This is a genomic window from Cyclobacterium jeungdonense (assembly GCF_010994275.1).
GTDB lineage: Bacteria > Bacteroidota > Bacteroidia > Cytophagales > Cyclobacteriaceae > Cyclobacterium > Cyclobacterium jeungdonense.
Genome location: NZ_WMCD01000014.1, coordinates 63,143 through 86,224, shown reverse-complemented (window position 1 = coordinate 86,224; position 23,082 = coordinate 63,143). Strand labels below are relative to the sequence as shown.

General features: G+C 44.5%; 18 protein-coding genes and 1 tRNA gene. 8 read left to right on the top strand and 11 right to left on the bottom strand.

From position 1 onward, the window contains the following. Positions 1 to 20 precede the first annotated feature (20 nt). The 4 genes from GKS34_RS21325 to GKS34_RS21310 form a co-directional block, all read right to left on the bottom strand. The gene (locus GKS34_RS21325; protein ID WP_163387019.1) at positions 21 to 1,997 is read right to left on the bottom strand and encodes a ComEC/Rec2 family competence protein; all 1,977 of its coding nucleotides are present in this window, start codon (positions 1,995 to 1,997) and stop codon (positions 21 to 23) included. 163 nt (positions 1,998 to 2,160) lie between these two features. Next, entirely contained in the window at positions 2,161 to 2,727 is a 567-nt protein-coding gene (locus GKS34_RS21320) for a DUF3575 domain-containing protein (RefSeq protein ID WP_163387018.1), read from the bottom strand. A 50-nt stretch (positions 2,728 to 2,777) separates the two neighbouring features. Next, positions 2,778 to 3,218: a GNAT family N-acetyltransferase gene (locus tag GKS34_RS21315; protein WP_163387017.1), complete on the bottom strand. Its 441-nt coding sequence runs from the start codon at positions 3,216 to 3,218 to the stop codon at positions 2,778 to 2,780. Beyond that, the gene (locus tag GKS34_RS21310) at positions 3,215 to 4,177 is read right to left on the bottom strand and encodes a PhoH family protein (protein WP_163387016.1); all 963 of its coding nucleotides are present in this window, start codon (positions 4,175 to 4,177) and stop codon (positions 3,215 to 3,217) included. The genes GKS34_RS21315 and GKS34_RS21310 overlap by 4 nt, the downstream gene beginning before the upstream one ends. 104 nt (positions 4,178 to 4,281) lie before the next feature. Here GKS34_RS21310 and GKS34_RS21305 point away from each other — a divergent pair, with 104 nt between their 5' ends. The 3 genes from GKS34_RS21305 to GKS34_RS21295 all read left to right on the top strand — a co-directional run bounded on the left by GKS34_RS21305 (position 4,282) and on the right by GKS34_RS21295 (position 6,074). Further along, positions 4,282 to 5,052 (top strand): SAM hydrolase/SAM-dependent halogenase family protein, encoded by a 771-nt coding sequence (locus GKS34_RS21305; protein ID WP_163387015.1) that lies wholly within the window; start codon positions 4,282 to 4,284, stop codon positions 5,050 to 5,052. Positions 5,053 to 5,205: 153 nt separating this feature from the next. Further along, positions 5,206 to 5,289, top strand: a tRNA-Leu gene (locus GKS34_RS21300). 398 nt (positions 5,290 to 5,687) lie between these two features. Continuing rightward, positions 5,688 to 6,074, top strand: a complete 387-nt coding sequence (locus GKS34_RS21295; RefSeq protein ID WP_163387014.1) for a hypothetical protein — start codon at positions 5,688 to 5,690, stop codon at positions 6,072 to 6,074. Positions 6,075 to 6,089: 15 nt separating this feature from the next. On the opposite strand, the gene GKS34_RS21290 is transcribed toward GKS34_RS21295, so the two are convergent. Then, entirely contained in the window at positions 6,090 to 6,809 is a 720-nt protein-coding gene (locus GKS34_RS21290; protein ID WP_163387013.1) for a DUF4197 domain-containing protein, read from the bottom strand. Positions 6,810 to 7,190: 381 nt separating this feature from the next. Here GKS34_RS21290 and GKS34_RS21285 point away from each other — a divergent pair, with 381 nt between their 5' ends. Continuing rightward, positions 7,191 to 8,297: an AI-2E family transporter gene (locus GKS34_RS21285; RefSeq protein ID WP_163387012.1), complete on the top strand. Its 1,107-nt coding sequence runs from the start codon at positions 7,191 to 7,193 to the stop codon at positions 8,295 to 8,297. A gap of 84 nt (positions 8,298 to 8,381) precedes the next feature. On the opposite strand, the gene GKS34_RS21280 is transcribed toward GKS34_RS21285, so the two are convergent. From GKS34_RS21280 to GKS34_RS21270, 3 genes are all read right to left on the bottom strand, one after another. Further along, positions 8,382 to 11,072, bottom strand: a complete 2,691-nt coding sequence (locus GKS34_RS21280) for a DUF7133 domain-containing protein (protein WP_240459409.1) — start codon at positions 11,070 to 11,072, stop codon at positions 8,382 to 8,384. A 170-nt stretch (positions 11,073 to 11,242) separates the two neighbouring features. Continuing rightward, a complete protein-coding gene (locus tag GKS34_RS21275; protein ID WP_163387011.1) occupies positions 11,243 to 11,935 on the bottom strand; it encodes a phosphoadenylyl-sulfate reductase in 693 nt (230 codons plus the stop codon). Between the two features lie 120 nt (positions 11,936 to 12,055). After that, on the bottom strand, positions 12,056 to 13,213 hold the full coding sequence (locus GKS34_RS21270) for an MFS transporter (RefSeq protein ID WP_163387010.1): 1,158 nt from the start codon (positions 13,211 to 13,213) through the stop codon (positions 12,056 to 12,058). 357 nt (positions 13,214 to 13,570) lie between these two features. On the opposite strand from GKS34_RS21270, the gene GKS34_RS21265 reads away from it, so the two are divergent. Together GKS34_RS21265 and GKS34_RS21260 are read left to right on the top strand one after the other, a co-directional pair. After that, positions 13,571 to 14,269: a spheroidene monooxygenase gene (locus GKS34_RS21265; RefSeq protein ID WP_240459408.1), complete on the top strand. Its 699-nt coding sequence runs from the start codon at positions 13,571 to 13,573 to the stop codon at positions 14,267 to 14,269. Positions 14,270 to 14,275: 6 nt separating this feature from the next. Beyond that, positions 14,276 to 15,196 carry a glutamate--tRNA ligase family protein gene (locus tag GKS34_RS21260; RefSeq protein WP_163387009.1) on the top strand — a complete coding sequence of 307 codons (921 nt, stop codon included), beginning with the start codon at positions 14,276 to 14,278 and terminating at the stop codon, positions 15,194 to 15,196. Here the strand turns inward: GKS34_RS21260 and GKS34_RS21255 are convergent. Then, positions 15,174 to 16,379: a Gfo/Idh/MocA family protein gene (locus tag GKS34_RS21255; protein ID WP_163387008.1), complete on the bottom strand. Its 1,206-nt coding sequence runs from the start codon at positions 16,377 to 16,379 to the stop codon at positions 15,174 to 15,176. The two genes, GKS34_RS21260 and GKS34_RS21255, sit on opposite strands and share 23 nt — an antisense overlap. 214 nt (positions 16,380 to 16,593) lie before the next feature. On the opposite strand from GKS34_RS21255, the gene GKS34_RS21250 reads away from it, so the two are divergent. Both GKS34_RS21250 and GKS34_RS21245 read left to right on the top strand, forming a co-directional pair. Continuing rightward, the gene (locus GKS34_RS21250; protein WP_163387007.1) at positions 16,594 to 19,659 is read left to right on the top strand and encodes a PVC-type heme-binding CxxCH protein; all 3,066 of its coding nucleotides are present in this window, start codon (positions 16,594 to 16,596) and stop codon (positions 19,657 to 19,659) included. Between the two features lie 15 nt (positions 19,660 to 19,674). Further along, positions 19,675 to 20,568, top strand: a complete 894-nt coding sequence (locus GKS34_RS21245) for a hydroxypyruvate isomerase family protein (protein ID WP_163387006.1) — start codon at positions 19,675 to 19,677, stop codon at positions 20,566 to 20,568. A 101-nt stretch (positions 20,569 to 20,669) separates the two neighbouring features. Here GKS34_RS21245 and GKS34_RS21240 read toward each other — a convergent pair whose 3' ends face one another. Both GKS34_RS21240 and GKS34_RS21235 read right to left on the bottom strand, forming a co-directional pair. Continuing rightward, positions 20,670 to 21,836, bottom strand: coding sequence for a glycosyltransferase family 4 protein (locus GKS34_RS21240; RefSeq protein WP_163387005.1), 1,167 nt, complete (start codon positions 21,834 to 21,836; stop codon positions 20,670 to 20,672). Between the two features lie 85 nt (positions 21,837 to 21,921). Beyond that, the gene (locus tag GKS34_RS21235) at positions 21,922 to 22,974 is read right to left on the bottom strand and encodes an NAD-dependent epimerase (protein WP_163387004.1); all 1,053 of its coding nucleotides are present in this window, start codon (positions 22,972 to 22,974) and stop codon (positions 21,922 to 21,924) included. Positions 22,975 to 23,082 lie beyond the last annotated feature (108 nt).

Below are 23,082 nucleotides of genomic sequence, written 5' to 3'. Positions count from 1 at the left end.
GTAAACCGCCTTCCAGCCAATCACAAGAATGTGAGCTGATTGTTAAAAGTTATTTTCAAAGCCGCTTCAGGTAGGCTGTTTGCAAAGGCTGACGGTTGGTACTCACGCCACTTGCCAGCCGACCAGAAATGCATTTTGAAGGCATCATCTGGTTTTGGCCGGAAGGTCTGTTTTTCCAATTTCAGGACCTTGCCACCAGGAAGTTCCAGATGAATAAACTCATCCTCATCTCTGACTAGTAGTTTACCTACATTCGTTCCCGTTTGTTTGATCCGGTGCGGAAGAATCTGATAGCGAAAGTCATCCGGTTCTACCTCCACCATCGCTTCAAACACCTGCTCTCCGCATACGTAGTCAATGGCAAGCCCCTGATCAACCTCGTAAACCAGTAAGTAATGCTGCCTGGCTTTTTCCCAGGTTTCAAAGATCCGGTAAAAGCCCAGCAACACCAGCACCGAAATCACCCACAAAACCTGCTGTTTCTTTCTTTGTATTAGCAATTGGTAAGTACAGAATAAAAGGGACCAAATTAAAATCATTTCAGGGAGGCGAAAATAGAGAAATTCAAGTTTCGCGAAGGGTAATTTTTGGAAACTAAAGATTCCCTCGTTTAGTAATCGAATCGACTCGTTTACTAAACTTCCCAAAAAGGAAGCAGGCACCGACCAGTAGGACAGCAATAAAAAGGTTAATCCCAGCGACATGATTATAAAAGCGCCCGGTATGGCCAGCAAATTAGACAAGAAAAAATAGGTGGGAAAAACATGAAAATAGTGAATGGCCAAAGGAAAAGTGGCTAACTGTGCTGCCAACCCCACACTACTAATGTCCCACAAATATCTCAAATACCGGCTATCAGGACTCCATAAGGAAGCAATCAGCGGTTGAAAAAGAAGGATGCCCAACAGGGCTGTATAACTCAGCTGAAACCCCACTGCATACACCAAAAACGGATCATAAACTAACAGAACCATGGCGGATAAGGCCAGCGGATTAAAAATCGACGGGTTTCTGGACTTCATCTGCGCAACGGAAATAAAGGTAAACATGGCAGCGGCTCTGAGGACCGAAGGGGAAAAACCGGTAATGGCTGCATAGAGCCAAATCAGTAGCACCACAAGGCTCAGAAAGAGTACCCGTTTAAACTTTTTGGCCTTTTGGGGTTTGAAAAACAAAAAGAAAAACCCGTAAATAATGCCGACATGCAATCCGGATACCGCCAGAATATGCATGGCTCCAGCCGTGGCATAGGCCTCTCCTATATCCTCGTCCAAGTCTTTTTTTTGCCCCAGAAGTAAGGCTTTGGCAATCTGAGCCGAAGCATCGTCTTCGACAAACCTCAATACCTTCCCCTCTAAAAATTGCCGTAATGAAACAATTCCGGCATGCCAGGGAGGCAATTCCCCCACATGCAGCAGTTTAAAATCGGAACCTATGAAATCACTATAATAAATACGCTTTTGAGACATAAAAGAAGCGTAATCAAACGCTTCCGGATTTTTAGAGGAGGGGATCTTCTCAGGTGTTCCATCTATCAGTAGTAGGGATCCCGGCATCAGTTGACTCGCAGACCGATGGTAAATCTGAACTTTTCCGTTGGCCTTTTGCCATCCTGATTGGGTGCGGACGGCATACACCTCCACCAGATTAGCTATGCTTTTGGGCTTTGGCTGATCCAGATCTTTTACTTCAGCCAGGTATTCTGATATACCGGAAAAATGGACCAAATGATCCGGATCATGGTAGACATCACGAATAGAAGCAACAAACATCCCCATGAGTACCAGATTGGAATAGGCGATGGCCGGAACAAGAAAATAAAGTGACTTCCTGGCTTTCGGAGTGTAGCTCAATACCAGACCGGTATATAAAACCAAAAAAACAATCAATGCTATCAGAAGCCGACCTGGAAGCATTTGGTTGGAATAGGGGTATACCAATACCCCGAACACAAAAAAAATCGTGTACCTGACGAAAGGAAACTCATTGAACTTCATAAAAAAAGAAAAAAGGGACCAAAATCTTTGCCTGTTTTTACTTTTTCTTCCAGATCAATTAAACCGGAAGCCTTTTATCGCAAACGAGGAAAGAAATTAGTGATTTTTTTCAAAAAGACCAATGAATTTGTCTGAATTTCAAGGAATTAGCGTAAGTCGCTACCTAAAATCGGAAACCGACGCTAAAGCCAGCATTAAGTTCTACCGGGTCAAAGCGATCACTTACTTCCTCATTAAATCCCCTGGCAATATTGACGTAGGGGCCGAGGATGAATTTTTCATTATGAACCCACTTATATCCGGCACCAAAACCAACCATAAAACTGTTCAAATTGGTCTCTTGAACCGTACTGTTTTCGTCCACTTCCGTAAAAGTGCCGTTTCTGTATTTCAAAAAGGGGTGCACGTAAAATCCGGAGGGATTTGATTCGGTCACAAAATAGTAGTTGTAGGCAAGTATCAAACTGGTGGCCTTAAAATCCTGGCCGTCTCCACTGTCCGAGACGTAAGCAAACCTATCCATAAATAGTACCTCCAAACCAAGCGATTGATTTTGATCCAAAAATCGCTCGTAGCCAAGCTCCAGAGAACCGATTATAATGGTATTGGCAATGTTAAGCTTCACCTCATTGGCTGGAGAAATAGGATACTCTGGACTTTGAGAATAAGCTGAACTTACTAAAAATCCAAAAAAAATGGTAAAAATCAGGAAATGCTGTAGTTTTCTCATTTCTTATATAAAATTCGTAAAATGTTTTAAAACTAATATGATTAAACGTCCTAATCACTTGAAAGTTCCATTAGGTAATGATCAATACCACATTCTACAAAAAGCTCTCCAGCTTTTTGGAAACCGAATTTTTCGTAGAGCCCCATAGCAGTCACCTGTCCGTGCAAATAGATGGTTTTTCCAGCACTTTCCGGGTGGGATTGAATATCTGCCAGGACGGCCTTCACCAGTGCCTGTCCTACCCCTTTTCCTCTGAACGGCTCCAACACAGCGAAGCGTTCCAACTTGATGCCGTTTCCGGTAAATCTCCAACGGGCAGTACCTACTTCCTGCTGGCCCTGATAGGCTAAGAACTGAGAGGACTCGTTTTCAAACGCATCGTATTCCTCATCCGGGTCCACGCATTGTTCCTTTACGAATACTTCTTCCCTGATTCTAAAGGCCTTTTTAAGAGCAAATTCATCTGTGATTTTCTGTACTGAAAACGTCATCGCGGTTGTTTAACTTCCACTTCATTTTTTTCATAGGCTTCGATGATGGATTTCACCAGTCGGTGCCGGACCACGTCCTTGCCGGAAAGGTGCACTACCCCTATCCCCTTTACGTCTTTCAGAATGCGGAGTGATTCTCTAAGACCCGATTTCTGTTTAGACGGAAGGTCTACTTGAGACTGATCACCTGTAATGATCACCCTTGAATTGGGGCCCATTCGCGTCAAAAACATCTTAATTTGCTCACTGGTGGTATTTTGAGCCTCATCGAGCAGGATAAAAGCGTCGTGTAAGGTCCTTCCCCGCATGTACGCCAGCGGAGCTATTTCGATCACCCTATTTTCCTGATAAAACCGTAGTTTTTCAGCGGGCACCATATCTCCCAGCGCATCGTAAATGGGCCTGAGGTAGGGATCCAGTTTTTCCTGGAGATCTCCTGGAAGAAATCCAAGATTTTCCCCTGCCTCTACTGCAGGGCGGGTGATGATGATCCGCTTAACTTCTCTGTTTTTGAGTGCTCTAACCGCCAACGCCACCGCAATATAGGTTTTGCCGGTACCTGCTGGTCCGAGCGCGAACACAAGGTCGTTGGCATAGGAAGCGTCTACTAATTTTTTCTGATTAGGAGATTTTGGCCGTACCACCACGCCTTTGTTTCCATACAGTATGATGTCATTCTTTGTCTCTGCCTGACCTGGAGGGTTGCCTTCAAGCGCAATGTATTCCTTGACATTATCTGGAGTTACCTGGCCAAAACGACTGAAATGCTCCAAAAGCATGTTTAGAATATCATTGATTTTAAGGATTTCGGGAGCTTGCCCTTTGATCCGTATCTCATTTCCCCGGGATACAATTTTGCTTTGGGGAAAAGCTGCGGATATCTGCCTGATATTTTCATTCTCCGATCCCAGGAAATCCAGGAGGGAAATGTTTTCCAATGTGATGACTTTTTCTACCAATATACTGTCTTCTGTTTATCCTATTCAAAAAACTAATTTAAAATGCCTATTTTTGTTTATCATATAATAAAACAAAAGTACGAATTTTTAATTGACTTGCTTCTATGGCTTTGGTAACATTCATATCTGATTTTGGAAACGCTGATTACTACGTTCCGGTAGTAAAAGCGAAGATGTTATCCATAAACCCCCAATTATCCATCGTCGACATCAGTCATGATATCGCTCTTTACGATATTGCGCATGCGGCTTTCGTTCTTCGTGCTAGCTATAACGAATTTCCTAAAGGTACTGTTCACCTGGTGGCATTAAATTCCACCAGCGACATCACGGATGGTTACATAGGCATCAAACTGAACGAACATATTTTCGTCGGGCCGAACAACGGGGTCTTGAGCATGTTGGCAGATCACGATCCGGGAATAGTGGTCAAGTTCTCAGATATTCATATCCGTAACAGCAGCTTCCCTGCCAAGGACATACTGGCGCCCATTGCGGCCAAAGTAGCCAGCGGCGCGGCCATTCATGATTTCGGAGGCCCCTTGCCTTCCATAAAAAAGATGATGGGCAGGCAATTTAAAGCGAGCAAAAAACAAATCGTGGGTTATGTATTACGGGTAGACCATTACGGGAATCTGATCACAAACATCCCCAGAGACGTTTTTGATAAGCTAAATCCCGGAAAATTTGAAATTTCCTTTGGAAGGGAAACCCTGGAAACGATACAGCAGAACTACGACGAGGTGGAGCCTGGCGATTGTTGGGCCTTTTTCAACAGTCTCGGCTTGTTGGAGATTGGCATTAATCATGGACATGGGGCGGATTTATTGGGCTTGAAATACGACAGCTCCATTTACATTAATTTCGAGGTCTAAACGGACGATGGTCGGGGTCAGCCTGCCCCCTACTGGATTTGGAGTGCTTGAAGATAAAAAAATAAGGATTTGAAGGCGGTAAAGTATTGTTTGAGAAAATTTCTTTGCCCATATTTGCATCCCGTTCAGAAAGGAACGGGATTAGTTTGAAATGCCTTGGTGGCGGAATTGGTAGACGCGTTGGTCTCAAACACCAATGAGGTAACACTCGTGCCGGTTCGACTCCGGCCCAAGGTACATAAAACCCCTTCAGAAGCGATTTTGAAGGGGTTTTTGCATTTTTTGGCAATTGAGTGGAGAGTCAATCAGGGAGGGATCTCTATAATGCCGGTGGTAGTTTACAGAGACAAGGGGTATTTTCTACCGTATCCCTAATACAGATCAAATCAGGGCAACCAATGAGCGCCTCCCTTCAATTAATGTAGGAAGTGCCATCTAGGAAAGAAATCAGGTTTTAGGACTCCTTGCTATTAGCCAGGGTAAGAACCCCTGCTGGCATGAGCAGTGATCAATTGGTATTTCAAAAATATCCTGAGAGTATCCAGCTACTGATCTTGTCGTACTTTTTTCCTACCTTAAAGGCTCCAAAAAGGGAATGTGAAAACAAATATCCCATAAACCAAAAAAAGACAGCAATGACTACGCTTAAACTCGACCTGGTAATTACCAAAGAAAATAATACCTTTAAAGGAAGCCTTACCTATAACGATAATCCCCTGACCCAATCCGCTCCAAGCATTCCGGGACTGGAAACACAATTGAAAAAACTGCTGTGGGAATTTGAAAGTCTGAACCCGGGTACAGTGGAGTTTAATCACTATTACGATTGCCCCACCTTTTTTGAAGCGTTTAAGGTATTCGACCTGAAAGAACTGGCAATCCTGACAGAAATCGATGCTGAAAAAATGAAGGCATTTGCCTCCGGATCCAACAAACCTTCACCTGAAGAAGCTGAAAAAATAGAAAAGGGTTTACAAGAATTGGCGTCCCGATTGATGAAAACATCGCTGATGCTTTCCTGATTACCTGTTATTTTCTCAATTATCCTGCGCGGCAAAAACCCTACGTAATAAAGCGGTGGTCCTTTCGGCCGGATTTTCACGAATGGCTTTCTCTTCCTGCGCAATCAAGGTAAACAATCCGGAAATGGCTTTTTCGGTCACATAGGCCTTTAGGTCCGGATCCAGCTTACGGGAGGTAGTAGGAAAATTGTTATATGAACTTACCAAATCACCGTAATACCGCGTTGCACCTACCTGTTCAAGCGATTTTTGAATATGGGGCTCGAATAGTTCGGTTAATTTTTCTGTGGTTTGCCTTTGCAGGTATTTTGTGGCTGCATCATCGTCTCCCCTAAGAATATTCCAGGCATCCTGAACGGTGAGCTGCCGGATGGCATCAATAAAAATGGGCTTTGCTTCATTAGCTGCATTTTCTGCCCCACGGTTGATGGTCAAAAGTACCCGATCAACTTCAGCCCCCAGGCCTATCCTTCTTAAAGTGGCCTCCACCCGCTGAACATCCTCCGGTAAGGCGATGCGAATCAGGTCATTTTTGAAAAACCCATCCTCACGGGAAGCCAAATCTGCCCCGGTAGAAATGCCCATAACAAGCGCTTCCTTCAAGCCATTTCCCACATCCTGCTCGGTCAGGCTTGCCTCAGATGCTCCCTGAATAAAGCGATTGACTTCGGCTGCAGTACATCCTGCCATCAAAATGGTTACCAAAAAAACGTACCCTATCTTCAAAATTTTCATTCGGTCTATTTTAATTATTCTTTTCAAACTTTTCAAAAACTTACGATTGGCAGTTAGCGTGCCTCATTTCTATTATTTTAAACACACAATCATTGCGCCATGTTATAAAAATATTATTTCCGAATTGCCTCTCTTTAAAAAAAAATTGTTTACACGGAAAACCCATTTTGGCTGGCAGTTACTAATAACTTTAATAAGTTACCTAATTTTTCTCTATCTTAAGGTAAAATTCCAGCTAACCCCTGATGAGATAGCAAGTGATGATGCCATCAAATGATAGCTGATTGAACCTAACTCACAATGCCCACCTGCATTTTCTCTTCCAAAGAGTCAAACGCAGGCTACTATCCATTTGAAAACTACCATTTTTAACTTAGCCCTATGCAATTATCCTTTAGACATTTGTTTTTCACACTGGCCTTTGCTGTTTTGGTAATTACCATCATGGTCATCGCCAAATCCATTCTCATTCCCTTGAGTTTGGCCCTGCTCCTTTCCTTTATTTTGCATCCTCTACACAAAAGGTTACAAAAAAAATTCGGGAATATTGGTGCTGCCTTTACCGTATTGCTGGGATTTTTCCTGTTAATTCTTGGTGTTTTGACATTTTTTTCTGCTGAAATCCTCTCGCTTTCGGATCAGTTGACCGATTTCGGTGACAAACTAATGACTATTTTTACCGATTCAGTGGTATTTGTCAATGAAAACCTCAGCTTTCTGGGCAATTTCGAAAAAGACAAACTTTTGGAAGACGGGAAATCCTGGATAAAAGAAGGAGCCGCCGGATTATTGGGAAAAACCTTTAGCAACACGGCCAGTTTTCTGACAGGTATTTTTACAATGATTATTTACACTTTCTTGTTTCTGATTTACAAAAAGAGCTTGGTCAGTGCTTTTAAGCAATTTGCATCGGAGGAAAATGAAAACCAGTACTTAAAAATGCTGAAAAAAATCCAGCTAGTCGGGCAAAAATACCTTTCCGGCATGCTGACACTGATTCTAATCCTGGGCCTGGCGAATAGTACCGGATTATGGATCATTGGATTGGACAATCCCATCTTATTTGGTTTTCTGGCAGCTACCCTCTCTATTATTCCCTATATCGGAACGACCATTGGAGCCAGTATTCCGGTTCTCTATGCTTTCATATCCAAGGATGAGCTTTGGGTACCATTGGCTGTGGCCGGAATGTTTTGGCTTATCCAGGTTATCGAAAGTAACTTTCTGAGTCCCAAAATAGTCGGCAACAGTGTAAACGTAAACGCCTTTGCCGCCATACTCAGTCTAATCGTGGGCGCATCGGTTTGGGGAGTAGCGGGTATGGTATTGTTTCTTCCCTTTGCAGCAATGCTAAAAGTAATTTGTGAAAGTTACATCCCCCTTCAGCCGCTGGCCCTTTTAATAGGTGACGACCATTTTAATAATAAACAAAAATCAGAAAACGGTCCGTCATGGTTTACAAAAATTAAAAAAAGTCTGGGTGGCTAACCACAAAAAGGCCTGCTCGTATCCTGGCAGGCCTTTTTTGATTGTTTGGTATCACTTTTCCTTCTTACTAATAAAAGGAAATCGCTATTTCTGTTCCGAAAGGTAGGTGATCAATGAGGCAAACTCTTCGTAGGATAAGGAATTGGCCAGACCAGCGGGCATCATGGAATTTTCCATTTCCGTCCGCTCCTTTATGTTAGCTGCTGCTAGCGTAAAGGCCTGACCTGCTATATTGCGGATAACGATGCGCTCTGCACTTTCTTCCGTCACAAAACCCACATAAGACTTATCATCCTTGGTTTGGATCATCACCGTAGCAAATCCCTGAGAAATGGACGCATTCGGCTTGAGTATGGATTCTGCTATTTGCTCCCGAGTCATGATGCTTCCTACCTGCCCCATAAAAGGCCCTTTCATCTGCTCCCCTGCTTCTATGCTGTGGCAAGCCTTGCAACCCTGTTGTTGGAAAATCGCTTTGCCTTTAACAGCTTCTCCGGCTAGCTCCTGCATGGCCAAAAGAATATCTTCAATGGAGGATTCTCCAATCTGTCCTTTCTGATTTTTAATTTTTTCCAAATCCACCTCTGGTTCTTCCAAAACCTCCGTTACCGAATAGTCCCCTCCAAATTCAAGGATGCCCATCCGGTTTTTTTGATTCAGCATGGCAATGTAATCCTTATCGCTCCTGCTTCCGGTATCCCATAGCTGCTGGAATAATGCCTTAATCTCAGGAGAGGCCGACCACAATACGGACTTGTAATAAGGTCCATGGGTATCCGGCCGGGTTCCCCACCACCAGGAACCGTCGTAGGGAGCCTCTTTGGTATACAATCTGGCCAGGGTAGCCAGAATGCTCCGTTTCAATTCCACACTCTCCGTAGCTGAACCATTATACCTGGAAATTAGTCCGGATACGGCAGCAGGTGTATGCATATAACGCAACGTCCAAAGCGCCAGGTCCGAATTACCAGATCCCACTTCTTCCAAAATCTCGGTATCAGCCTCCAGGTCTACCAATGCCCTTACAGCCAAATGAGGTAGGATAATTTCCGAATTCGGACTGGCATGAGGGCCCTCCTCTCCCAATTCGGGAGCCTGGAATGAATTGGGAACCTCCACCTCCAATAAATGAGGAATAGCCGCCTTATTTCCAATCCTTCCCAATGCAATAATAGCTGCCGCACGTACCCTGGCAGAAGGGTCACTCATCGCTTCCACAAAAGGAGCTATTGACAGGTTTTGTAAATAGGCTTCCCTATCGGTAATTGCCCGGATGGCATGCTCCTTCATTTCGGCATCATCCATCAAAGCCATCATCTCTGCTACCCCTTCCGCACCACTTATCTGTGAAAATGCATACATGGCGGCTACCCGCGCATAAAGCGGTTCCCCTGAGCTTTTTGCTAAATCTAAAGCTTCGCTTGCTGCTTCTGAACTCCCCCTGCTTACCAACTCCTGTTGGGCATACAATCTGATGGTGGCACTTTCTTCTTTCAATAAATCTACCAGGTCATCTATATCTGCAGCGTTCAGATCAGGCATTTCGCTGTATTCCCAGACTTTGGGTACTACACGTACCACAAATCCCTTCTCTTCGTTACCGGAATACCCGGCGCCATCCCAGGCAGCCATAAACATTCTTCCAGTGCCATCTATATCCAAATCGGTGATTTGTGGTAGTTTGAAAAATTCTTCTTCCTCTTGGGTATAGGAAGGGCCGTCGGCTGTCAACCGATGAATGTACAATTGGCTTCTTCCCCAGTCCGCCATCATCGGCACCTTATTATACTTCTCCGGCCAGCGATTGTCATCAATAAAAAGGGCTCCTGTTCCAGATCCTCCACCTACATCCACCAGGGCAGGGATAATCTCCTCGGTGAAATTTTTAAATAAAACCGGGTATCCGTATTCGCCTGTTTGAATCTGATGAATAAAGCGGATATTCCAACCGCCACCATCATTGGTATTTCCCCTGGTAAACATATTCATATAGGGGTCAATCGCCACATCGTAGATATTCCTCAAGCCATGGGTATATACTTCCATTTCGGTACCATCAGGCCTGACTCTCAAAATTCCGCCGCCTAGCATGGTCATTTCCGTACCATCCCGGTCCACCGCACCATGAAATCCAAAATCTCCCACGGCAATATAAATCCAACCGTCAATTCCCAGACGAATACCATTGGTCGCATGATCCGTCCCCCTACCTTGAAGAAACTTGGGCGAGCTGATATGCTGAATCAATGGTTCGGACGGGCCATCGGCAACGCCGTCTCCATTGGCATCCTCAAATACAACCAAGTCCATTCCGGTGGCCACGCTGTCTTCCAACGAAAAAATCGTGTGCAGCACGTATAGCTTATCCCCTAGCGGAATAATTCCACGCGGATTGTCCACCTCAGCAAAAACGGTATGTTCGTCTGCTTTGCCATCGTTGTCCTTGTCAATGAGTTTGACAATCCTTCCTTTTCCAGGAGTTTTCCCCAAGGACCCGATGGCGTCTACCCCAACGTACACTTCTCCATAAGGAGATACTGCCAGACAGGCTGGACTTGGGGTCAAATCCGGACCAGAAAATGCTTGTACTGCCAACTCATCCGGCCAGCCCAGCGCTTGACTCAGTGAATCCAGTGAAGGGGTAGTAGTCGATTCGATGATTTCGACCTTTTTTTCAGGTTTACATGCCAGGGCAATCAGCAATACAACGAATAAAATAGGAGTTCCTTTCATATGTTTATAATTGTCTTTAAGCGGCCATATGGAATCTCGCATGCTTTATAATCATCCCTCCGTGGATAGCTAGCATCGTGCTCAATTTCATTAGGTTTAGGTATTTCGCGGATGAAAATTATGTAAAAAGGAAAACCCATCCAACAATCGGATGGGTTTTGTGTCAAAATAACGTTTAATTTACAGGAATGGAGCTTAAAAACTCCCTCAGACTAAAGATGTAACCCACACTCCGTTTTAGGACTATTATTCCACCTCCCACTTCGATCTTCTCCAGGCACCGTACAATGTTTACAACCAATGGAATGGTATCCAAACGCGATTAAGGGGTGAAAGGGCAATTGATGCTCCTTGATATACTGATCCCTTTCCTCCTCGGTTACATCCAAAAGCGGATAAAATTTGAGTATACCGCCCCGCTCTTCAAAAATATCCAGGGTAGCCCGGTGGTCACTTTGCCAACTCATCAAACCAGAAACCCATACTGAAAACCTGCTTTTGATCAACTCCAACGGCTTTACCTTGTTGATGGAACAACACAGTTCGGGATCTGTTTTCCAGGTTTGATTGGTAGACGTGTATTCATGATCTTCTCTTCCTGCACTGACAGAGGCTACATTCAGCCCGTAAAGTTCGGTGAGTTTTTTCTTGTACTCCAGCGTTTCTGGAAAATGATACCCTGTATCTATAAAGTAGATTTTTTGCTTGGGATTGCATTTAGAAAAGACACTCAGGAGTAAGGCAGAAGTAGCTGCAAATGAACTGGTAAGCATGACCTCTTTTTCGTCAAAATCCTTATAAAGCTGAAGAACCCGCTCATCCACGCTTAAATCTCGATAACGGGCATTCAACTCCCTAACTTCTTCTTTCGAATATACTTTCTTTGAAACCAGTGACTCCTGCATGTTGCTTCTCTATTAATTCTATAAAACCTACCGATTTGGTATGGTATTAAATTTTGGTAAAAATAAGTAAAAATTTTCAAAAACCAATAAGGCGGAATTTAAACTGACCTCAATTTTACATTAGGATCTGGCCTGGACAAAATTTTGTCTTCCTACTCTTACCCAAAAAGGAATCATCAGCCCTACCAATGCCATCAATGCGAAGGAACCTTTTAATCCGATTAATTCAGCTATGAAACCAATGAGCGGAGGCCCCAGGAGAAATCCGAAGTAAGAAATAGTGGATACCATGGCAATGGCTAAACCAGGAGCATAACCGGAAGCACTTCCGGCAAGGCTATAGGTGAGAGGTACCACTGCGGCTGTTCCAAACCCAACCAGCATAAAAGCTGGTATAACAACCCATACAAAAGGTACCAATACCGAAAGCAGTAATCCCGAAAAGATCAGAAGCCCTGACCCTTGCAATACCATCATCTTTCCAAACCGGTTTGAAAATTTATCGGCGAAAAACCTACCCAAGGCCATGGCCCCCATATAAGCAACGTAGCCACTGGGTACCCAGGCAGCCGAAGCTCCCACTTCCTTTGCCATGTACACTCCCGACCAGTCAAACATGCAGCCTTCACACATCATTCCACAAAAGCCCACCATACCCAGGTTAGCAAGCGTTGCGTTTGGCCTTTTCCAGACGAATCCACCTCCTCCGGTTTCCTTTTTGCCACCATCCGAAAGAATGCCTTTTTCAAAATAAACCAGCATACCTGCTCCAAGCAAAAGGATAATCAGGTAATGGTCGCCTGGAGTAAGGTCAAAATACACCATCAAAGCCCCTATTCCGGCACCTATAAAGCCTGCCAGACTCCATAAGCCATGAAATGAACTTAAAATATTTCTACCATAATCCTTTTCAATTCCCAAGGCCTGGGTGTTTAAGGAAATATTCATCATATTCCCCATCATACCAAAAATAAAGACCATCAGGGCGAGAATAAACGCATCCGGAGAAAAGCCAATTCCAACCAGAAACAGTATGTAAAAGGACATTCCTGCCAAAACCACCAGTTTACTTCCAAATCGAAACACGGCCCAGGCAGCTAAGGGAAGTGCCAATAAAGACCCCAGCGGCAGACCCAATAATACCGATCCCAACTGTCCTTCACTTAGTTGAAATTTGTCCTGAAAATCCGGTATACGCGAAGCCCAGGAAGAAAAACACAAGCCTGTCAGAAAAAAGAAAGCCCCGGCAGAAAGTCGTCTCGTTTTTAATTTTACCATAATTATTCAACAGCATGCAAAGGTAAGGTAGAAGTGGCAGGATTTTGCTGTCATTCTCTGATCTTTTTGTTGCGTGAAATCAAAACTTTATTTCCACCGATCCGGTTTATTTTGTTGACAAGCTTTGATTTGGAAAGGAATACCCCTCCACTTTCATTTTTTGTTGGTTTTCCATTATCACTTCTTAGCCATATAAAACACAAATACTTATGGAATTCGTTATCGCAGGGACCACCATCGCCCTGGCCATCCTGTTAATCCGTGTGATCATTAAAAAGGTTTTTGATTGATTCTTTGCCGGAAAAGGTTTTTTCCGAAAGTTTCCTTTGCCCGCAATGGAAGGATTAATTCATCCCGATGTTTATATTTGTAGCGATGACTGACAACCAAGAAATTGTATCCCTGACTTTTTTTGAATATCCTAAGTGGAATCGCTGGTGGGCCTTTAACCAAATGCAATTGGCAATGGCACCCTTACAACAAACCTCCGGACTGAAATTTTATAAACTCATGGGCACCGGAGGGGGATTTGGGTTTTCGCTCCGGCCGGATCTTAAAACCTATGCCTTGCTATTGGTATGGAAAAGCGGGGCATTTGCCAAAAATTATACCGAGTCTGAAATATATCAGCGATTTAACCAGCAATGTAAAAGTAATTTCACCTATTGGATGCACTGCATACAGGCCCATGGGAGCTGGAATGGAGTGCAACCTTTTACCGTAAAAGAAGTAAAGGCCGAGGGACCCGTGATGGTAATTACCAGAGCCCGTGTAAAATTCCATAAAATCCTCCGGTTTCTATCCTTTGTACCCAAAAGCAGCCGATCTGCAGAAGCCGCCGACGGCTTGCTTTACACAAAAGGCATCGGAGAATGGCCGGCTATTGAACAGGCTACCTTCAGCTATTGGCAGAGCCAGCAAAAAATGGAAGCCTTCGCTTACCAATCGGATCATCGTGAAATCATTCAAAAAGTAAAAAAAGAAGGGTGGTACAAGGAAGAACTCTTTGCCCGTTTTATACCTGCCTCACTTCCGGAATCTGACACGGACCGTTAATTAAATATGCACCCCGTTATCCAGAAAACCAGACTTGCTCCTACCCCAAGCGGATTTCTACACCTTGGAAATGTGATATCATTCCTCATTACCGTCAGTTTGGCGAAAAAACACCAGGCAAAAATCCTGCTCCGTATCGACGACTTGGATCAAAAGAGAACAAGGGTTGAATACATACAGGACATTTTCGACACATTGGATCTTTTGGAAATCCCCTACGATGAAGGACCCCGATCTGTATCTGATCTGCAACAAAACTATTCCCAAATCCACCGATTGCCCCATTACAAGCAGCTCCTTGAAGAACTAGCTTTAAACCAACTCGTTTTTGCCTGCAATTGCTCCCGGAAAAAAATTCGCGAGAGCCATCCAAAGGGCCGCTACACGGGACAATGTCTAACAAAAAATGTACCCTTGTCAGAGCAGGGCGTATCCTGGAGATTAAAAACAGTTGTGGGAAGTTCTCCCTCCATGAATCGGTATCCCAATTCCAGACAAGTCTGTCAGATACCTGATTCCATGAACTTTTTTATCGTTAAGAAAAAAGACGGAGACCCGGCCTATCAGTTAACTTCGGTGGCTGATGATCACTATTTCGGTGTTGATTTCATTGTCAGAGGGCAGGATTTGTGGGACTCGTCCTGTGCACAATTACACCTTTCTTCGCTGATGCCGTACAACCCCCTGGCTAAAACCACCTTTTTTCATCATCCCCTACTCATGGAAGGTATGCGAAAACTATCCAAATCAGAAGGTGCCCTCGCCATCAGAACCATGCGTAAATCCGGCATGAAAAAGGAAGCAATCCTAACAAAGGCCGCCTCATTTTTGGGTATTCAAATTCCCATTCGCACCGTCGAGGAATTTATTCCTGCCTACCTGGATAGTCTGGCAAATCCGCCATTCAATCATCGTAATCTGGAATAGCGAGCTGTTCCCCTCCTTTCAAAGCCGATTGATGCGCTATAATTCCTGGTACCGTATAGGCCAATGCCTCATAGATATCCACCATCGGCGACCTGTTTTCCAGGATTGCCTGGATAAACTCGTGGGTGATGAAGGTATGGGAACCGTCGTGACCGCTATTGTGCCGCAGAGGTTCCGGCAAAAGATCGGTTTTCCACCAATTTGGGAACTCGAATGCTTCTACGTTATTTTTAGTATGGACAAAACCGGCATCATCCTTTGCTTCTTCATTTTCTTCCCTAATAATGGTGCCGCTGTCTGCATGTCCGGTGGGTAGATACAAACTCATTTTTTCTCCTCTCCACTCCCCTCTTTCAGCGTTTCTCAAGGCGCCTTTCCAGTTCACTTCCACCCTGAAAGGATGATCGCGATCCGTATGGAAAAATGCCGTTTCGTTCCAAAATGGGTTATTGTAGGGGTTGCCTTCCAGTAATCCATCCCCATCACCCCAGCCAAGGCAACTTACTTTTTTTAACCGCTCACCAGTCACGCTGATTAAAAATGCAGTGCAGTGTGTAGGATAATGCATGGGGGGTAATCCATGCCTCCAGGTAGGTTCGTCATTTTCAAACCACAGTATTTCCAACCCGGGATGATTGTATTCAGCAGCGGCGCTGAATATTTCGCCAAATTTCCCTTCCTGATAAAATTTCCTGGCAGTAATGGTGCCCTGCATAAAGGTGGTTGTTTCCGCCATCATAAAAACCTTTCCCGAGGACAGCGCGGCCTCCTTTACTCGTTCACATTCTTCCAGGCTCATGGCCAGCGGCACTGCGCAAAGTACATGTTTCCCAGCCTTTAGGCTTTCGATAATATGGTTGGCGTGGTCGGGAGCCGGAGTGGCCAAAAAGACTGCGTCTACCTTTGGATCGGTCAGCAGGTGCTTGAGTGAGGGATAGCTTTTTTGACAGCCGTAAGTTTTCATTAAATGATTCCGCCTATCCTCCCGCAAATCACTGACCGCCTCTACGACGCAGTCCGGGTGTTCGTGAAACTGAAAAGTTGCTCCAAACCTGCCACCAATAATTCCGACCCGAACCTTGGAAGCAGTTTCGTAACCATAGGTAGCAAAAGAGCCCAAAGCCAGTAGACCGGATGCGAGGCCTGTTTGTCGGATAAATTTTCTTCTGTTTATACTCATCATCCCTTTTTTTTTTGGAAACAACACTAGTCTATTATACCATCTGTGAACCTGAAAAAGACTACTTCACATCGCAGAATCGGCACCGCAACTGCCCGAAAGCGTACCTTGCATCGGTGATAACTGTCAAAAAAACAGTTAAATAATTGGAATAATATCGTAATTTTCTGTTTATTCAGCTGTTAATTACACAATGAATGCCCATACCTGCAACATTATGCCCAAAATAAATCAATCTTATAAGCTGAAATCACTCCTATTACTTTTGATTATCAGCTTTTCCTGTAAGGAAGCGCCCGATACCACCGCTGTTCACCCCTTCGATCAATTAAGTGAAGAGGAGAAGCGAAACCCGGAAAATGCCCTTCTTGGAATCAAGGTCAACGAGAGCCTTGAAGCCAGTCTTTTTGCTTCAGAACCGATGATCACCAACCCGACCAATATTGATATTGATCATAAAGGAAGGGTATGGGTTTGCGAAGCGTATAATTACCGTCCGGATATCACCGGAAATGAAACCAAGGGAGAAGGGGATCGCATTTTAATCCTGGAAGACAGCAACGGCGACGGGAAAGCCGACAAAAGTACAGTGTTTTATCAGGACCCGGAACTGAACGCCCCATTGGGAATATGGGTCATGGGCAATCAGGCCATTGTTTCTCAAAGTCCCTATGTGTGGTTATTGACCGACACGGATGGAGACGATAAAGCGGATAAAAAAGAAGTTATTTTTCAAGGTATTGGCGGGGAGCAACACGACCATGGCATGCATGCGTTTGTATTTGGTCCGGACGGTAAATTTTATTTCAATTTTGGCAATTCTGGTGGGACCATTCAAGATAAGAATGGCCAGACACTGAAAGATGCCACCGGAATGCCCATTGATGCCGGAAATTACAAAGAAGGATTGGTCTTCCGCTGTAATACCGATTTTTCCGGCATTGAAGTACTGGGACAAAACTTCCGGAACAATTATGAAGTAGCAGTCGACTCATACGGCACCATGTGGCAATCCGATAACGACGATGACGGAAACAAAGGTGTCCGCATCAATTACGTCATGGAATACGGGAATTTTGGCTACAAGGACGAAATGACCGGAGCGGGTTGGAGAGCCAATCGCACTAATAAAGAAAAGGAAATACCCTTACAGCACTGGCATTTGAATGACCCGGGAGTCGTCCCCAATTTGCTGCAAACAGGAGCAGGATCGCCGACAGGGATGGTGGTGTATGAAGGGAATGCCCTACCCGAAGCATTTCATAATCAGATGATCCACACTGATGCGGGGCCCAATGTGGTCCGCGCTTATCCGGTAGAAAAAGATGGGGCCGGATACAAAGCCTCCATCATCAACCTTATGGAAGGTGACAAAGATCAATGGTTCAGACCATCCGACGTATGCGTAGCACCGGACGGATCCCTAATGGTCTCGGACTGGTACGATCCAGGAGTGGGAGGCCATCAGGTGGGAGACCTGAATAGAGGTAGGATTTATCGAATTTCCGCGCCAGAAATTCCTTATGAGATTCCCGAGATGGACATTCGTTCGCTAAATGGAGCAGTGGAAGCATTGCTAAATCCTAACTTATCCATGCGTTATCAGGCATGGAAAAACCTAAAAGCCATGGGCCACGACGCCAGGCCGGCATTGGAAAAAATCTTTTATGAACATGCCAACCCCCGTTTCAAGGCCAGGGCTTTCTGGCTTTTGGCGAAAATGGATAAAAAATACATCCAGGAGGCCATTAGGCACCCCAACCCTGATATTCGGATTTCCGGTCTTAGGGCTGCGCGTCAAGAGAATCTTGATCTGATCCCATACCTTGAAACCTTAGTGCATGATTCAGATGCGCAGGTACGAAGAGAAGTGGCCATCGCATTAAGAGGTATGAATTCACAAAAAGCACCGGAACTTTGGGCAACATTGGCCATGCAGCACGACGGGGAAGATCGCTGGTACCTGGAAGCCTTGGGAATTGGGGCTTCTGGTCAGTGGGATCGTTTTTATACGGCCTGGGTGGAAAAATCCGGAGCGGATATTAGTAGCAAGAAAAATCAGGATATCGTCTGGAGATCCAGAACGGTTAAAGCCATCCCTCATTTGGCAAGCCTGGCCTCGGAACCTTCCCAACCCATTGAGAATAGACTGAGATATTTCAGGGCTTTTGATTTCAATCCGGATAAAGAAGGAAAATCAGCGGCACTGGTAAAGATGCTAGAACAACAACTCCGTCAGGAAAGCCAGGAAGAGAGCCAACAAATCAATAAGCTGGTGTTAACCCACTTGGATCCGGAATACCTGGATAGGTCCCCGGCTGTTCGTTCCGTACTTACCAATACCCTGAATGAAAGCGCTGGAACAGAATCTTATCTGGAACTGGTTCAGAAATTCGGAGTTCGATCGGAAAATCCACGGCTGCTGCAAATGGCTCTGGAAGAAAGCGACAATAACCTCGGGAAATCAGCTGCTACCCTTTTGCTCCGTCAAGGTGGTCTGGAAAGCGTGAAAGAGGTACTATACAGTGGAGAAGATGACAAGATTCACTCCATGTTTTCGGTACTGCGAGGGATCGGTAGTGGGGAATCTCTGGATTTGCTCGAAGAAATGACATTTGACACCTCTCTTCCGCTTTCTGTCCGCAAAGAAGCTACTGCTGCGATTGGGGGTAGTTATGGGGGTGAAGACAGGATTTTGGTACTTCTGGAAACTGGAAAGCTCCCGGATAATCTGATTCCGTCGGCGGTCACGGGAGTTAGCCGTGCCTGGAGGAAAAGTGTACGTGCTGAAGCGGCTACCTATCTGGATGCATCCGCCGGAGAAGAAAATCCACTACCACCTATGAAAGAGCTACTGGCCATGGAAGGAAGCGTAGAAAAAGGCCTGGAAGTATTTAAAAATAATTGCGCCGTTTGTCACCAGGTGGGCGATATGGGGATGGACTTTGGTCCCAAACTTTCCGAAATTGGCAGTAAACTTTCTAAAGAAGCCCAATTCATTTCCATTCTTCATCCGGATGCAGGTATTAGCTTTGGCTACGAAGGTTACCTTATACAAATGAATGATGGCAGTAGTCTGGGAGGCATTGTTGCTAGCCAGACCGAAACAGATATTGACTTAAAGTTGCCAGGGGGAAGCACCGTACCCATTAAAACCAGCGAAATAAAAAGCATGCAACAAATGGAAAACTCCATGATGCCCGCCGGATTGGAAAAGACCATGAGTACCCAGGAACTAGTCGATCTGGTAAGCTACCTGATGTCACTAAAAAAACAATCTTAAATTAGTACACAATTTATGAATAACAGAGAAAATAACCCAAGAAGACGCACATTGAAGAAAATGGCTGGTGCCGGCCTGGCTAGCATGTTGGTACCGGGATTGTCCCAACGGCTCCTGGCTGCCGAAAGACAGCTACCAGATGCTCTGAAAGGAAATATCAACCATTCCGTTTGCAGGTGGTGCTACAATGACATTGCGTTTGAAGACCTATGCAAGGCCGCCGTAGCTATCGGATTGCAATCCATAGAATTAGCCGGTCCGGAAGAGTGGCCCATCCTGAAAAAACACGGACTGGACTGTGCCATGCCCTGGGGAGCCGGTATGGGAATCGAAAGAGGATGGAACAACCCGGAGCTACACGAGGAGCTGATCAAAAGCTACGAGGAAGTAATTCCGAAAGTGGCAGCGGCAGGATACAAGCAAATCATTTGTTTCTCCGGCAACCGAAATGGACTGGAGGATGAGCAAGGAATTGTGAATTGTGCCATGGGACTCAAGAAAATCATGCCTACTGCTGAGAAACACGGTGTCATTATGTGCATGGAATTATTGAACAGCAAGGTAAATCACAAAGACTACCAGGCTGACCATACTGCTTGGGGAGTCGAAGTTTGCAAAGCAGTTGGTTCTGAAAACATGAAGCTGCTGTACGATATCTACCACATGCAGATCATGGAGGGAGACGTCATTGCTACCATCAAGGAGTACCATCCGTACATTTCCCACTACCACACCGGCGGTGTTCCAGGCAGAAACGAAATAGACGAAAGCCAGGAATTATATTATCCGGCAATTATGAAAGCCATTCTGGAAACGGGATATCAAGGCTATGTGGGCCAGGAATTCATCCCAAAGAGACCTGATAAATTGGCCTCTTTAAAACAAGGCGTTGAAATCTGTGATGTTTGAGCTGAAAAAGATGATTGGTAGAAACACAAAAGCCGGCTCGCTATGAGCCGGCTTTTGTGTTTCTAAAGTCTCTCCTGAATATCAATTCAGTCATTTCGACCTCAATTCATATTGATTTCGTTATCTGAAAATACACTTTTTGAAATCTCCGGCTTACGTCTGGACAGCAGTTTCTTTTTTCTGATACCTTGTTTTTCTGACAAACTCGGTCTCTTTTTGCAGTTGTTTTTGATGTTTTTCAGGGTTTGCTTATCCATCCAAACCCCAAGACCAACCGCCACCAGAATCAAAATTGGAAAAAGAAAATGATCATTAAGCATATATCCAAAGAAAACCAAGGCAATGAACAGCAACTTAACCGTACCTAATGTCAACGCTACTTGATCGTGTTTCAGCCCCATACGAATTAGGAAATGATGCACATGGCTTTTATCAGGTTTTAAAGGAGACTTTCCTTTGAGGCTACGTTTGACGAAAATCCGTACCGTATCGTAAATGGGGACAATCAAAAAGGCCATTCCAGCTGCAAAAGGGGCATTTATTTTTAAACCTTCCCAGGGAGCCATGGTGCCGGTTCTGTCTACAAATAAAATCACCAAAACTGTAAGCGCAAACCCCAAACTCAGGGACCCCGTGTCCCCCATAAATATTTTCGCCGGATGCCAGTTAAATACCAGAAAGGCAAGAACACCTCCTACAAGAGTAAATGAAATCAAACTGTAGGAAATCATATCAGCCGTATAAAACCAGAAGCCGAGGATAGTTAGGGTCACCAGACTAAGCGAGCCAGCGAGGCCGTCCGCACCATCTATAAGGTTAAAGGAATTAGTAAGTATTAAAATAGCACAGAAGGTAATCGCAACACTCACCAAATATGGGATTTCGTAAATTCCCAAAAATCCATAGAGTCCGGATATCCGAATGTCTGCCATCACAATTACAAAAAAAGCAGGAATGGATTGGCCAATTAATTTCTGAAATGCTGTCAATTCTATTAAATCATCCCGGAGTCCCACTGAAAACATGATTCCCAATGCCACCAGAAAATACCTTGTTTCAACGATTTGATCAAAACTAAGCCAGGAAAACAATCCAAGAAAAGAAGCTACGATAATGGCAATTCCACCCATAGAGGGAATACTCCCTGCATGAATCTTCCTACCTCCGGGAGCCTCCATAAAATTGATCCTTTTAAGGATCATAATCAGGACTGGCGTCATTAAAAACCCAAAGAAAAAAGAGGTAGCCGTGGAAAGAAAAATATTCATAATATGAAAGTTTTCACAAAAATAAACATAATGGATTTATAATATTAGTTTTTTACTGCGAATTTTATACCAAAGCACAGTTTATTTACACTTTATAGTAACTTCTGTACCATTTTATAAATTGCTGGATACCAAAAGGTACCGAAGTAGCAGGCTTGTATCCCAACTCTTTTTCCAATGGCGTAGTATCCGCATAGGTCGCAGGAACGTCTCCTGGTTGAATAGGCAACATTTCCTTTTTCGCCTCTTTCCCCAGGGCATCTTCAATCGCATGAATGAAATCCATCAACTTGACGGGACTGGAGTTTCCAATATTGTAAATCGTGTAAGGGGCCTTCGATTTGCTGGCATCTCCCGTATCAGGGTCCCAATGAGGATCCGCTACGGGAGGTTGGTCCACGACGCGTATTACCCCTTGGACGATATCGTCTACATAAGTAAAATCGCGCATCATCTCACCGTAATTGAATACCTGAATGGGCTTGTCTTCCAATATGGCTTTTGTAAACAAAAATAGAGCCATATCTGGTCTTCCCCAGGGACCGTACACAGTAAAAAATCGCAACCCGGTAGTCGGGAGGCCAAAAAGATGACTGTAGGTATGTGCCATCAATTCGTTTGATTTCTTGGAGGCAGCGTATAAAGACACCGGATGATCCACGTTCTGGCTGGTAGCAAAAGGCATTTGGGTATTGGTTCCGTAGACAGAGCTGGAGGAAGCGTAAGCCAGGTGCTTAATTTCGTGATGCCTGCAAGCCTCAAGAATATTTAAAAATCCAACAATGTTGGCCTGAATATAGGCATCAGGATTGGTTAACGAATACCGGACCCCAGCCTGAGCCGCGAGGTTCACAACTTTGTCAAATTTCTGCTCATCAAATAATTTCATAATCCCTTCTTTATCCTCCAACTGAAGTTGGATAAATTGATATCCAGGATACTTATTACTTGATTGTAATTTTCCGTATTGAATCGCAGCAGGATCGATTCCGGTTTCGCTTAGCCGGTCGTATTTTAGCTGAATTTCATAATAATCATTGATACTGTCCAGACCCACCACTTCATCCCCTCTTTCAAGGAGCGCTTCAGCCAAATGCATGCCTATAAACCCAGCAGTTCCTGTGATCAAAATCTTCATGTGCTCGTTAATTTTTGGGGATAACAGTTATAGGAAGAAAAATTCAATCGAATCCATCGCTTTAAACAATAACTAAACTTAATTCGGTAAAGATACAAAATTTAATGA